This is a genomic window from Rahnella sp. PD4, from assembly GCF_049199325.1.
Taxonomy (GTDB): Bacteria; Pseudomonadota; Gammaproteobacteria; order Enterobacterales; family Enterobacteriaceae; genus Rahnella; species Rahnella perminowiae.
On the sequence record NZ_JBLZQF010000009.1, the window covers coordinates 109620 to 122985 of the forward strand.

Below are 13366 nucleotides of genomic sequence, written 5' to 3' on the forward strand. Positions count from 1 at the left end.
GATATGAAAGAAGGCAAGGAATTATTAAGCACTCAGTTCATAAAAATCAGCTCTACTTTAAATGCTTTCGGAACCGTACAGGTATATTAAATGCCCCCTTGAAATGTGTGATTATTTGGCTAGGAAGTGTTTTCTTGTTTACAATGACATTTACGACACTTTTCGCTTTATGTTCTGAACAATGGTTCTATTCGAAACTTAGAGAGTATGCAGAATTTATTCAGGAAAACACCTGGGATAATATTTATATGAGCATTTTGTTTGGAGGTTCGGCTCTGGTAGATATGCTTTTAATTATTGTGATCGCAAAGTTTTTCGCATATCGAAAACAGGCAACCTAGTGTCATTGCTCCCCGACACTTTAATTGCTATATCTAAAGTGATTGAGACCACTTACGATGAACGGCAACATTCGCGCTGAAACTGAAATCAATAATGATCTCTACACCAAAGACACTTTTATGTGTCCTTCGTGTAGAGATAATTCACACTCTCTTATTTCCCTACATCCCCGTTCCATCCCCCGCCCAGGGCTGCGATCAGCTTAACGCTGGTGACCATCTGGGTGCTGAGCAGTGACAGGACGCTTTGCTGCTGAGTCAGGCTGGTGTTCTCAGTGGTGGCGACGTCAAGATAGTCGATCATCCCAGCCTGATACTGGTTGTAGGTCACGCGGGCGGACTCTTTGGCGGCATCGGCAGCGTTCTGCCGGGCGACCAGCTCGCTGTCCAGCGTGTGCAGTTCGACCAGATAATCTTCTACTTCCTGCATCGCGGTTAACACGCTCTGGCGATAGCTGGCGACGTCGGCGTCATACGCGGCTTCGGCCTGTGCCACTTTGCCACGGGTGGAACCGAAATCCAGTACCGTCTGGCTGAGTTCCGGGCCTAAAGACCAGACGCGGTTTGGCAGCGAGAACAGATTGTGGAAGGCCGAGCTGGCGAAACCGCCGCTGGCGCTTAAGGTCAGATCAGGATAGTACGCGGCAGTCGCCACACCGACGGCGGCGTTGGAAGAGGCCATCGTACGTTCGGCGGCGGCGATATCAGGACGGCGCTGCAACAGTTGCGACGGAATCGCATCCGGCATCGCAGGCAGGTTGAGTTTGACGTCACGTGCCGCGAGGCTGAACTGTGCGGGGGGTTTGCCGATCAGTACGGCGATAGCGTGCTCAAGCTGGGCGCGCTGCCATTGCAGATCCAGCGCCGAGGCTTTGGTGCTTTCCAGCTGAGTTTGCGCCTGCGCCAGTGTGGCACGCGAGGTGCTGCCACCGGCATACTGGTTCTCAATCACGGTCAGATAACGCTGATAGGCATCGATGCTTTGCTTATACAACGCGATTTGCTGATCCATCACCCGCAACTGGAAATAATCCTGCGCCAGTTCCGACTGCGCACTGAGCGTGGCATCGGCCAGATCGGCCTTACTGGCCTGCGCGCTGGCGTCCTGTTCTTCTGCCGTGCGGCGCAGTTTGCCCCACAAATCCAGCTCCCAGCTGGCACTCAATTGTGCGGACTGGCTGTTGGTGGTGGAGGTTGATGTGCCACTGCGCGTGCTGCCGACGGTCGCATCCACGGAAGGATACAAATTGGAACGCGCCTGTGTCACCAGCGCCTGTGCCTGACGGTATTGCGCGGCATACTGCGCGACGTTCTGGTTGGAAATCTGCACCTGCGTCAGCAGCGATGACAATTCAGGATCCTGATACACCGCCCACCAGTCGCCTTTGGCCTGGTTATCTTTCGGGATGGCGGCGGTCCAGCCTTTGGCTTCTTTAAATGCCGTCGGCATCGCCACGTCAGGCCGCTGGTAATCAGGGCCGACGGCACAGGCGCTGACAAGCATGGCCAGCACCAGCGGGGCAAGACGGAACACCATAGAACGTGTTTTTTGCAGAGTCATCAGATTCGCTTCAGGGTAATGAGTTTCAGTGTGATCAGTCATGTGTGCGGGCCTCCGGCGGCGTCGTGTGAGGACGCAGACGTTGCCACAGACGATGCGTCGCGCGGCTGGTACGATCCATATACAGGTAAACCACCGGCGTGGTGAATAACGTCAGGATCTGGCTCAACGCCAGGCCGCCGGCAATCGCCATCCCCAGCGGGCTGCGCAGATCCGCGTCACCACCGCTGCCCATCGCCAGAGGCAGTGCGCCGAAGAATGCCGCCAGTGTGGTCATCAGGATCGGACGAAAACGCATCAGACATGCCTGAGTGATCGCCTGTTGCGGCGTCAGACCGAGCCGTCGTTCGGCATCGAGGGCGAAGTCGATCATCATGATCGCGTTCTTTTTCACGATGCCGATCAGCAGCAGGATGCCAATCAGTGCGATCACTGTCAGTTGCGTACCCGTCACCAGCATCAGCAGCAGCGCACCAAGTCCGGCGGAAGGCAGCGTGGAAAGAATGGTCAGCGGGTGAATATAACTTTCATACAACATGCCGAGCACGATATATACCGCTGCCAGCGCGGCCAGGATCAACCACGGCATGGAACTGGCCAGCGCTTCAAATGCCTGCGCTGTCCCCGCATAACTGCCATGAACGGTATCCGGCAAGCCGATTTGCGCCATAGCGGTTTTCAGCGCAGCCTGGGCATCCTCCAGCGCATAGCCGTCAGCGAGATTGAATGCAATGGTGGTAGTGGCTGTCTGCCCCTGATGGGAAACCGACAGCGGTGCGTTGGCGCCACTGAAGGTGGCAAACGCGGACAGCGGCACCTGATCACCGGCTTCGGTCACCACGTATAACTGATGCAGGACATCCGGGTTGCTGGTGTAATCCGATGTCAGGTTCATCACTACATGATACTGGTTCAGCGTCTTATAGATCGTCGCGACCTGCCGCTGGCTGAAGGCGTTGTTGAGCAACGTGTCGATCATCTTCACGTTCACGCCCAGTTGCGTGGCGCGATCCCGGTCAATATTGAGCATGACCTCCTGACCGCCGGTCTGTGCATCGGAATCCACCCCGGTCAGTTGTGGCAATTTCGCCAGTGCTTTCTGCACCTTCGGTGCCCATTCACGCAGCACGGAAAGATCATCGGATTGCAGACTGTACTGATACTGCGCGTTAGCGCTGCGTCCGCCGATGTGCAGATCCTGCGCGGCCATCAGGAACAACTGCGCGCCAGGCTCTTTGCCCGTCGCCATCATCAGACGGTTAGCCACCTGGTTGGCGGTGGCAGTACGTTTGTCGAAATCTTTCAGTCGTACAAAGAAGGTCGCGGTGTTACGTGATCCGAAACCGCCGCTGCCCGCTGAACTCATCACCGCTTCGACCGCCGGATCATCCTGAATGATCTTGCTGTATTTCAGCACCTGCGGCTGGATCGACTGGAAGGAGGTATTCTGATCCGCACGCAACATGCCCATCAGCATCCCGGTGTCCTGGTCCGGGAAGAAACCTTTTTCTACTACGGTATAAAGATAGAAATTGAGGATCACGGTGAGAAACAACCCCACCAGCGTCATTAGCTGATGACGCATCACCCAGCCGAGCGCCGCAGAATAGGCCGCCAGCAGTTTGTTAAGGCCGCGTTCGATCATGCGGTAAATGCGCGGCTGACGTTTTTCCACCGGTGGTTTGCGTTTAAGGAAACGCGCACACAGCATCGGCGTCAGGCTCAGCGATACCAGCATCGAGATGATCAGTGAGACACTCAGCGTCACCGCAAACTCACGGAACAAGCGCCCGACAATGCTGCCCATCATCAGGATTGGGATGAATACGGCGATCAGCGACAGCGTCATCGACAGTACGGTGAAACTGACTTCCTGTGCACCTTTCAGCGCCGCACGCACGGGCCCCATTCCCTCTTCGATATGCCGGGTAATATTCTCCAGCACCACAATGGCATCATCGACCACGAAACCGGTGGAGATAATCAGCGCCATCAGCGAGAGGTTATCCAGGCTATAGCCGAGCAGATACATTACCGCGCAGGTGCCGATCAGTGACACGGGCAGCGCCACGGCGGGGATCAACACCGCATTCCAGTTACGCAGGAACACAAACACCACCGCGATCACCAGCAGCGTGGCTTCCAGCAGGGTCATTTCAGTATCACGCAAAGAAGCGGAAACGTTCGGCGAACGGTCAAGGGCCAGATTAAGCTGCACATCTCCTGGCAGACTTTCTTTCATCAGCGGCAGCGCGGCTTTAATCGCCTCAATGGTTTCAAGCATGTTCGCGCCAGCCTGCCGCGTCACGCCGATCATGACCGACGGTGTGCTGTTGTAATACCCGACGTTATATTTGTCTTCGACAGAATCGTAAACATTGGCGATATCACTAAGGCGGATTGCCGAGCCATTGATGTAGGTGACAATCAGCGGTTTGTACTGCGCGGCAGTACTTTGCTGACCATTACCTTCAATCATCCATGACTGATCCGAACCTTGCAGCAAGCCTTTCGGCAAGTTGCTGGTACTGTTGGCAATCGCAGTGCGAATGGTATCGAGAGAGATGCCATAAGACGTGACCGCCTCAGGACGCAAATCAATGCGCACGCCCGGCAGTGCAGAACCCACCAGTGAAACCTGACCGACGCCGTTGACCTGTGCGATTTTCTGTTGCAACTGGCTCGAGGCAATATCATACAGTTCACCTTTACTGCGCGTAGCCGAGGTCAGGGCCAGCATGATAATCGGCGCATCCGACGGGTTGGCTTTGCGGTAAGTTGGCAGCGACGGCATGCTGCTCGGCAATAACGCACGGGAGGCATTAATCGCCGCCTGCACGTCACGCGCCGCCCCATTGATATCGCGATCAAGATCGAATTGCAGGATAATGCTGGTCGAACTCTGCGAACTGCGCGAGGTCATTTCCGTGACACCGGCGATTTGCCCGAGCGCCCTTTCCAGCGGCGTAGCCACCGTTGCCGCCATGGTTTCAGGGCTGGCACCCGGCAGACTGGCACTGACCAGAATGGTCGGAAAATCCACCTGGGGCAGCGGCGCGACCGGCAGCAGGCGATACCCAAGCAAACCGAGCAGAAGTATCGCCATCGTCAGCAGTAATGTTGCGACCGGACGAAAGATGAAGAAACGCGAAATGTTCATTTATTCCGCCTGCTTCGCTGCACGCCGGTGACGTGGATTGAGGCGGTGAGAAAGCCGGTCAAACATTAGGTAGATCACCGGCGTGGAGAACAGCGTCAGGATCTGACTGAAGATCAGGCCGCCGACGATCACCAGCCCCAGCGGCTGACGGAGTTCCGCGCCGGATCCGCTCGCCAGCATCAGCGGCAGTGCGCCGAGCAAAGCAGCCATCGTCGTCATCATGATCGGACGAAAACGCAGTAAACACGCCTGATGAATCGCCTCACGCGGCGAAAGCCCCTGTTTATTTTCCGCATCCAGCGCAAAGTCGATCATCATAATGGCATTCTTTTTCACGATACCGATCAGCAGGATCACCCCGATCAGCGCGATCAGGCTGAATTCCGTACCGGCAAAGATCAGCGACAGCAAGGCGCCCACCGCCGCTGATGGTAATGTGGACAGAATGGTCACCGGATGGATAAAACTTTCATACAGAATACCGAGCACGACATACATGGTCAGCAGCGCGGCAAGGATCAACCACAGCGTGTTGCCGGTGGCACTTTCAAACGACGCCGCCGCCCCCTGATAACGCAGGGTGATACTGTCCGGCATCGCGATATCGGCCACAGTCGTTTTAATCGCCTGTTGCGCCTGCTCCAGTGAATAACCGTCTTTGAGGTTAAACGACACCGTTACTGCCGGTAGCTGGTTGAGACGCGCCTGCAACAGCGCACCGGTGCGCATGTGGATTTTGGCAACCGACGTCAGTTTGACCATGCCATTGGTGGCACCGGCATTAGTGGTTGTGGTCGAGGTGCCGCTGTCAGACGTAGAAGATGTACTGCTGGTGGTGGTCGCCACCGTGCCGGACGTCGAAGTACTGTTGTTAGTCGCCAGGTAGACATCGTCAAAAGAGGCCGGTGACTGCTGGAATTGCGGCGCCACTTCCAGCACGACGCGGTACTGATTCGCCTGGGTAAAGATGGTGGAAACCAGCCGCTGACCGAAAGCGTTGTACAGCGCAGTATCGACGTCAGATGCCGTGATCCCGTAGCGTGCAGCAGCATCGCGATCCAGTTCTACGTAAGCAATCTGCCCCTGATTTTGCAGGTTACTGACGACTTCGCTGAACTCAGGTAATGCACTGAGTTTCTCAATCAGCTTCGGTGTCCACTCCACCAGATTTTCGCTGTCGGAATCATCAAGCGTGAACTGGTACTGGCTTGGCGTCACCTGATCGTCAACGGTCAGATCCTGCGAAGCCTGCATATAAAGTGTAATGCCCGGTACGCCTGCGGTTTCCTGTTTCAGGCGCTCAATGATTGCCGGTGCACGTTCGCTGCGTTCATCAAAGGATTTCAGGCTGATCTGCAAACGCCCGCTGTTCAGGCTGGTATTATTGCCGTCCACGCCGATGGTAGAGGAAACGCTTTCCACATCCGGATCACTGAGGATGGCAGCGGTCAGTAATTGCTGACGACGCCCCATTTCGCTGAAGGAGACATCCTGTGACGCCACGGTGATCCCCTGGATCATGCCGGTATCCTGCGACGGGAAGAACCCTTTTGGCACAATCACATACAGCAACGCGGTGAACACTAACGTCGCGGCGGCCACCAGCAGCGTGATCTTCTGATGGTTCAGCACCACGATCAGCATGCGGTCGTAACCGGCGATCAGCTTGTCGAAAAACTCACCGCCTTTACGATAAAACTTGCTCTGTTTTTCTTCCGGCGTGTGACGCAGTAAATAGGCGCATAACATCGGTGTCAGGGTGAGCGACACGATCATCGACACCAGAATCGACACCGCCAGCGTAATGGCGAATTCACGGAACAGGCGCCCGACCACATCCCCCATAAATAACAACGGGATCAACACGGCAATCAGCGAGAAAGTCAGGGAAATAATGGTGAAGCCGATCTGCTGCGAGCCTTTCAGCGCCGCCTGCATCGGTGTTTCACCCTCCTCGAGTCGTCGTGAAATGTTTTCTACCACCACGATAGCGTCATCAATAACAAAACCGGTGGCGATGGTCAGCGCCATCAGCGAAAGGTTATTGAGGCTGAAACCGCACAGATACATCACGCCAAAGGTGCCGACCAGTGAGAGCGGCACGGCCACGCTTGGGATAAGCGTCGCCGCGACATTGCGCAGGAACAGGAAGGTGACCATGACCACCAGCGCAATAGACAGCAATAACTCAAACTGAACATCGCTGATCGAGGCACGGATGGTTTGTGTCCGGTCCGAAATTACGCTGATTTTGACGGACTCCGGCAGGGACTCCTGCAATTTCGGCAACTGTGCTTTGATAGCATCCACGACCTGAATCACGTTCGCGCCCGGCTGACGCTGAACGCTGATAATGATCGCCGGTTGCTTATTGGCCCATGCAGAAAGGTACTGATTTTCCGGTGCTTCGGAGAGCGTCGCAACATCGTGCAAACGCAACGCTGCCCCGTTTTCATAATTGATGATCAGATTGCCGTATTCACCTGCGGTGCGCAGCTGATCGTTGGCATCAATAGTGATGGAATGATGCGGGCCGTCAAAGCCGCCTTTGGAACCGTTGACGTTACTGTTGCCGATCAGCGTGTTGATAGTTTCCATGCTGAGGTTATGCGCCGCCAGCTTACGCGGATCTACCTGTACGCGGATCGCAGGCTGATTTCCTCCTGCCAGCGTCACCATACCGACGCCGGAAATTTGCGACAGTTTCAGCGCCACGCGGGTATTAACCAGATCCTGCACTTTGGTCAGCGGCAGCGATTCAGACGTTGCGGCCAGTGTCAGCACTGCCGCATCCGCCGGGTTGACTTTTTTATAGGTCGGCGGATTCGGTAAATCGCTGGGCAGCAGACTGTCAGCGGCATTAATCGCCGCCTGCACTTCCTGCTCGGCCACATCAAGGGACAAGTCCAGCGAGAATTTCAGCGTAATAATCGATGAACCGCTGGCGCTGGTGGAATACATCTGACTCAGCCCCGCCATCTGTCCGAGCTGACGCTCAAGCGGTGCGGTAATACCGGAAGCCATCACATCCGGACTGGCCCCCGGATACAGCGTGGTGACCTGAATGGTCGGGTAATCGACCTGCGGCAGCGCCGAAGTCGAGAGCATGTTGTAGGCAAAAATTCCCGACAACAGCACGGCGACCATCAGCAGAATGGTCGCGACAGGCCGGAGTATAAAGAGGCGTGAAGGATTCATTTAGACCCGCTGTCTTTACCGGCAGTGTTTTGGTTTACCTGCGGAGCGACAGCCGTTTTATCCGCACCCGTCGTGGCCTTATCTACACCACCGCGTTGCTCACGTTCTTTCGACGAACTGCCTGCGGCGACAGCATCGTCTGAGCCTGGTGTCACAATCTCGACTTTAGTGCCGTTGTTCAGCCGGTCAATACCGGTAGTCACCACCTGCTCTCCCGGCGCTACGCCGGACAAAATCGCTACCTGGTCATCACCAAAATCCGGGCCGGATTTCACGCTGCGACGCTCAATGGTGCTGTCGGCTTTCACAATATAAACAAAGTCCCCGTCACTGCTCAGTTGCAATGCCGCCGCCGGGATCACGGTGGTGTCTTTCAGCGTCGCCACCTGTAAGCGGGCGTTCACAAACTGGTTCGGATAAAGTTTTTCATCGGCGTTATCGAATAATGCTTTCAGCTTGATGCTGCCGGTACTGGTATCAATTTCGTTACTGATAAATTGCAGTTTCCCTTGTCCGAGCACCTCACTGCCGCTCTGGTCAAAAGCCGTGGTTGGCAACAGATTTCCCCCACGCAACGCTTTCAGCAGGGTTTGCAGATTACTTTGCGGCACACTGAAAGTGACGGCGATAGGCTGAGTCTGGGTAATGGTGACAATGCCGGTAGTGGAGGAACTGGAGACCATATTGCCCGGATCGACCAGTCGTAAACCGACATGCCCGCTGACCGGCGCGGTAATTTTCGCAAATTCAATATTCAGTTTTGCGGCGGCGATTTGTGCCTGATCGGCTTTGACGGCACCGGCATACTGACCCGCGGTCGCGATCTGGCTTTCCAGATCCTGACGTGCCAGGGAATCCTGCGCATACAATTTGCGGTAGCGCGCCAGCGTCAGTTCAGCACTTTTCAACAGCGCCTGATTTTGGGCCAGTGAGCCCTGATATTGATCCAGCGTCGCCTGATAGCTGCGCGGGTCAATCTGCGCCAGTAACTGCCCCTGCGCCACTTTCTGCCCTTCGGTGAAGTACACCTTCATTAGCTGGCCATCAACCCGGCTGGTCACCGTCACCGTGGCATTCGCCACAACCGTACCCAGCGCGCGCAAATACACCGGCACGTCCGCCTGTGTGGCCTTTCCGGCCTGTACCGGTGTTGCCATCCCCGCCATCATCTGGCCGCGCATCGCACGCATGCCGCTACGGCCCGGCTTTTTCTGGGCAGAAGGATCGGACGCACTGTGGTGAAAAGCAAAGAACCAGACCAGGATCGCGGCAACGATAATGGTGACAACAATCCACAGGAATGTGTGTTTTTTGGGACGAGACGAGGCAGTCGGCAGCATAAATTTCTTGGTTTCGCAGTAATAATGAGAAGAAAACAGCTGAAAAATGACCTTCAACCAGAGATTTTCAATATCAGTCAAAAACACATTATCTCTAAAAGCGTCAATGGCTGTTTTTAGGACAACGTAAAGATTTTGCTAACAATTAAGAATTTTTATTTCATTCAGCAGGATGAATGATACCCGCTAATTTATCCTTTCACGCCTGCTAATGTTAAGAACTAAATGAGAATGAATATTGAAGATGGCGACAGAAAAGCATCAGGAAGTGTCAGGCTGCTTTAGAATTTTGTCAGGAAAACCCGGGAATAGCGCGAAATTCCCTCTGCCCACACACCTTACAGGGTTATAAAACCAGAGCTAAATCCTGAAAATATGACCTATTGATAATTTATATTGTTTGCGCCAGCCGCGGCTTGATATGGTGAAATTTCTGATTGTTTTTCATCTCCATGCAGGGACTCAGGCGAATGCAGACAAAATTTCAATCCAGGCCGGTCATTGGGGTAACACTCGACAGTGAGGAGGCCGGTGGCTATGCCGATTATCCGTGGTATGCCTTGCGTCAGAACTATATGACCAGCCTGGCGGAATTGGGCGCGGTACCGCTGGCTTTGCCGCATCACGCGACGCTGGCCGATGAATACCTGGCGCTGTGCGATGCCATTGTCGTGACCGGCGGGGCATTTGACGTGCCGCCTGAACTGTTTAATGAACCACAAACCAGTGATCAGGTTCGCCTGAAACCCGCCCGTACCGAATTTGAAAAAGCCATCGTCAAAGGTGCCATGCAGCGCAACATGCCGCTGCTCGGGATTTGCGGCGGTCAGCAGTTGCTCGCCGTGTTAACCGGCGGCACGCTGTATCAGCATATTCCCGATGCGTTACCCGATGCCCTTGAACACAGCACCACCATTGACACCGAAAACGCAGGCGGAAAAAAACGTGCGCACCATCCGGTAGAAATCGTTGAAGGTTCGCTGCTCAGCCGCTGCGTGGATCGCGATAATTACGATGTTAACAGTTCGCACCATCAGGCGGTGAAAACCGTGGGGCCCGGTTGCATCGTGAATGCATATGCACCCGACGGGGTGATCGAAGGCATTGAATGCGAGGACTATGATTTTTGCCTCGGCGTGCAATGGCATCCTGAATATCAGCAAAATACGCAGGACACACAGCTTCTTAATGCATTCGTGGCCGCCGCCTCACGTTATCAGCAGTCGATGCGCTCAGCAGGTAAAGCGATGACGGAGGCCATGAACGAGGTGATGGGTCGTTCGGGGGACGAACCGGCATGAGACAGGCGCAACTTAAGGCGCAAACGGAGCAGATACTGCGGGGTCTGCATATCGATCCGGCGGTTATTGCACACCGCACACTGCCGTATTTCGAAGACGTAAGTGAACACTTACTGGTGGAGACGGAAACCGATGCCGACACTGGTAGAATATACCGTCTGACCGCCCCCGCTTCTGCCGCCTGGCACACCATGAAACAACATGCTGCCGCAGACGGCGTGGCCATTTATCTGGTTTCCGCCTACCGAAGCCTGAGTTATCAGGCTGATTTAATCCGCACCAAACAACAGGCAGGCATTGCACCGGAAGTTTTCTTCACCTCACTGGCCCCGCCAGGATGCAGTGAACATCACACCGGCTGCGCAGTGGACATCAATACCCCCGGCTGCGATGAAGTGACAGGTGTTTTCGGCGAAACCGCGGCTTTTACGTGGCTGCAAAATAACGCTGCCCGCTTCGGGTTCGTGATGTCATTTCCGCAGGGTAATCCGTGGGGATTTATTTACGAGCCGTGGCACTGGTGCTGGCATCCGCAATAAAACACAGTGACCTGCGTCTCAGTTTCCATCACTAAAATTGTTGCCTGAAGATTTATCTGACAGGCCAATTTTCTGTTCCATTTTTCGAACAAATAAAACACACTATGTGTTCAACAGGTGTCTGCCAGACAGATGCCTGATTCCAACATCTTCTTATAAGTCATAAATTTCAATGCAATCAGATACCGTTTCGCGCAGGACAGCATGGCTTCGCGTTGTGATGATGGCTATTGCCGCATTCATCTTCAATACCACCGAATTTGTGCCCGTTGGGTTACTCTCCGACATCGCCGCCAGTTTCAATATGCAGACAGCACAGGTCGGCCTGATGCTGACCATTTATGCGTGGGTTGTCGCGCTGATGTCGCTGCCACTGATGCTGTTAACCCGCAATGTTGAACGAAAGCGCCTGCTGATCGTTATCTTTTGCCTGTTTATCGCCAGCCATGTGTTATCTGTCATTTCCTGGAGTTTCTGGAGTCTGGTGGCCTCACGCGTTGGTATCGCCCTCGCCCATGCCATTTTCTGGTCGATCACCGCCTCGCTGGCGATCAGGGTGGCACCGGCCGGTAAAAAGACGCAGGCACTCAGTATGTTAGCGACCGGCACCGCGCTGGCGATGGTACTTGGTTTACCGCTGGGCCGCCTGATCGGGCAGTATCTTGGCTGGCGCACCACCTTTATGAGCATCGGCATCGTTGCGCTGCTGACGCTGATTTGTCTGATTAAACTGCTGCCACCGTTGCCAAGTGAACATACCGGTTCCCTGAAAAGTGTGCCGATGTTATTCCGCCGCCCGGCACTGGTCGGTATGTATCTGCTTACCGCATTGATAGTGACCGCTCACTATACGGCGTACAGTTATATCGAACCGTTTATCCAGAGCGTGGCCCACATGGGTGAAAACTTCACGACTTTCCTGCTGCTTATTTTCGGCGGCGCCGGCATTCTCGGCAGCATTGCGTTCAGTTTGCTCGGCAACCGCTTCCCGGCTGCCATGCTCAGCGGCCCGATCTTACTGGTCACGCTTAGCATGCTACTGTTATTTGTGGCAGTCATGAATCCGGTCGCGATTTCAGTGCTTTGCGTGATCTGGGGGCTGGCGATGATGATTATCGGCCTGGCGATGCAGGTGCGCGTCCTGACGCTGGCGACCGACGCGACTGACGTCTCAATGGCATTGCTTTCCGGTATTTATAATATCGGTATCGGTGCCGGTGCACTTATCGGTAATCAGGTGAGTCTGCATCTGGAAATGAGCAACGTCGGCTATGCCGGTGGCCTGATCGGCTGCGTCGCATTCGTCTGGTGTCTGACAATTTTCAAACGCTATCCGCAGCTGAAAGCGACGAACTGAATACGGATTAGCAAAACGCTTAGACCGAATACAAACCCTGTATTCGGTCTTTTTTATACCCGTTGCTTCAATACGTTAGCGCAATAACTTCAGATTACCGGTCAGCGATTTAATCCATTTTTCCGGCCCCACCAGCCCGACGCCATCTATAACTTCATCGTATAAATCCCGCAGCGGAAAAGCGGTTTCGTACTGTTCGAACTGATGCATAGTGCGGGCAAATGCCGGGAACGGCACCACGCCGTGCTCGCCTCCGGCATCCAGTGCTTTAAACATCAGCGCCTTAATGTGATCGGGCGTGGCCTGCAAAATGGGCAACGGAGTTTTAGAGATAGTATCGGTCGTGACGCCCTTCACATCGCTCAGAGAAGTGCCTGCCAGCATCGGGAATTTTGCTGCTAATCCGATACCAATCACACCTGCTGTATTTGCCAGTAATCCCGGCGGGAGTTCAGGATTGAGGATAATTGCCACCCGCAGGTTATTTGCCATTTTGTCCGCCCTTTTCATCATTATTGATGACAAAAATGATAGCGTTAAGCTGCGGAAAGGTGCTTTCTTTTTGCGCG

Annotated in this window: 8 protein-coding genes; 3 read left to right on the forward strand and 5 right to left on the reverse strand. The window is 54.5% G+C overall.

What is annotated here, in order from left to right:
- Nucleotides 1-495 precede the first annotated feature (495 nt).
- From ACOZIO_RS19985 to ACOZIO_RS20000, 4 genes are read right to left on the reverse strand one after another with little or no spacing between them, the layout of a single operon-like run.
- A complete protein-coding gene (locus ACOZIO_RS19985; RefSeq protein WP_421595622.1) occupies nt 496-1944 on the reverse strand; it encodes an efflux transporter outer membrane subunit in 1449 nt (482 codons plus the stop codon).
- Nucleotides 1937-5062, reverse strand: a complete 3126-nt coding sequence (locus ACOZIO_RS19990; RefSeq protein ID WP_217137797.1) for an efflux RND transporter permease subunit — start codon at nt 5060-5062, stop codon at nt 1937-1939. The genes ACOZIO_RS19985 and ACOZIO_RS19990 overlap by 8 nt, the downstream gene beginning before the upstream one ends.
- Nucleotides 5063-8260: an efflux RND transporter permease subunit gene (locus ACOZIO_RS19995; RefSeq protein ID WP_421595623.1), complete on the reverse strand. Its 3198-nt coding sequence runs from the start codon at nt 8258-8260 to the stop codon at nt 5063-5065.
- Nucleotides 8257-9600 (reverse strand): MdtA/MuxA family multidrug efflux RND transporter periplasmic adaptor subunit, encoded by a 1344-nt coding sequence (locus tag ACOZIO_RS20000; RefSeq protein WP_421595624.1) that lies wholly within the window; start codon nt 9598-9600, stop codon nt 8257-8259. Before ACOZIO_RS20000 ends, ACOZIO_RS19995 begins: the two co-directional genes overlap by 4 nt.
- 470 nt (nt 9601-10070) lie before the next feature.
- Between ACOZIO_RS20000 and ACOZIO_RS20005 the strand changes: the two genes are divergently transcribed.
- From ACOZIO_RS20005 to ACOZIO_RS20015, 3 genes are all read left to right on the forward strand, one after another.
- Nucleotides 10071-10901 (forward strand): gamma-glutamyl-gamma-aminobutyrate hydrolase family protein, encoded by an 831-nt coding sequence (locus ACOZIO_RS20005; RefSeq protein WP_129954909.1) that lies wholly within the window; start codon nt 10071-10073, stop codon nt 10899-10901.
- Nucleotides 10898-11440, forward strand: a complete 543-nt coding sequence (locus ACOZIO_RS20010; protein WP_129992028.1) for a M15 family metallopeptidase — start codon at nt 10898-10900, stop codon at nt 11438-11440. Before ACOZIO_RS20005 ends, ACOZIO_RS20010 begins: the two co-directional genes overlap by 4 nt.
- Nucleotides 11441-11612: 172 nt before the next feature.
- Complete coding sequence (locus ACOZIO_RS20015) at nt 11613-12797, forward strand: sugar transporter (protein ID WP_129954907.1); 1185 nt, start codon at nt 11613-11615, stop codon at nt 12795-12797.
- Nucleotides 12798-12872: 75 nt separating this feature from the next.
- Here ACOZIO_RS20015 and ACOZIO_RS20020 read toward each other — a convergent pair whose 3' ends face one another.
- A complete protein-coding gene (locus tag ACOZIO_RS20020; protein WP_129954906.1) occupies nt 12873-13289 on the reverse strand; it encodes a DUF2000 domain-containing protein in 417 nt (138 codons plus the stop codon).
- Between the last annotated feature and the right edge of the window lie 77 nt (nt 13290-13366).

Coding starts and splice junctions, on each gene's coding strand:
- ACOZIO_RS19985 (WP_421595622.1), bottom strand. CDS start 1,944: ATGACTGATCACACTGAAACTCATTACCCTGAAGCGAATCTGATGACT.
- ACOZIO_RS20000 (WP_421595624.1), bottom strand. CDS start 9,600: ATGCTGCCGACTGCCTCGTCTCGTCCCAAAAAACACACATTCCTGTGG.
- ACOZIO_RS20005 (WP_129954909.1), top strand. CDS start 10,071: ATGCAGACAAAATTTCAATCCAGGCCGGTCATTGGGGTAACACTCGAC.
- ACOZIO_RS20020 (WP_129954906.1), bottom strand. CDS start 13,289: ATGGCAAATAACCTGCGGGTGGCAATTATCCTCAATCCTGAACTCCCG.
- ACOZIO_RS19990 (WP_217137797.1), bottom strand. CDS start 5,062: ATGAACATTTCGCGTTTCTTCATCTTTCGTCCGGTCGCAACATTACTG.
- ACOZIO_RS20010 (WP_129992028.1), top strand. CDS start 10,898: ATGAGACAGGCGCAACTTAAGGCGCAAACGGAGCAGATACTGCGGGGT.
- ACOZIO_RS20015 (WP_129954907.1), top strand. CDS start 11,613: ATGCAATCAGATACCGTTTCGCGCAGGACAGCATGGCTTCGCGTTGTG.
- ACOZIO_RS19995 (WP_421595623.1), bottom strand. CDS start 8,260: ATGAATCCTTCACGCCTCTTTATACTCCGGCCTGTCGCGACCATTCTG.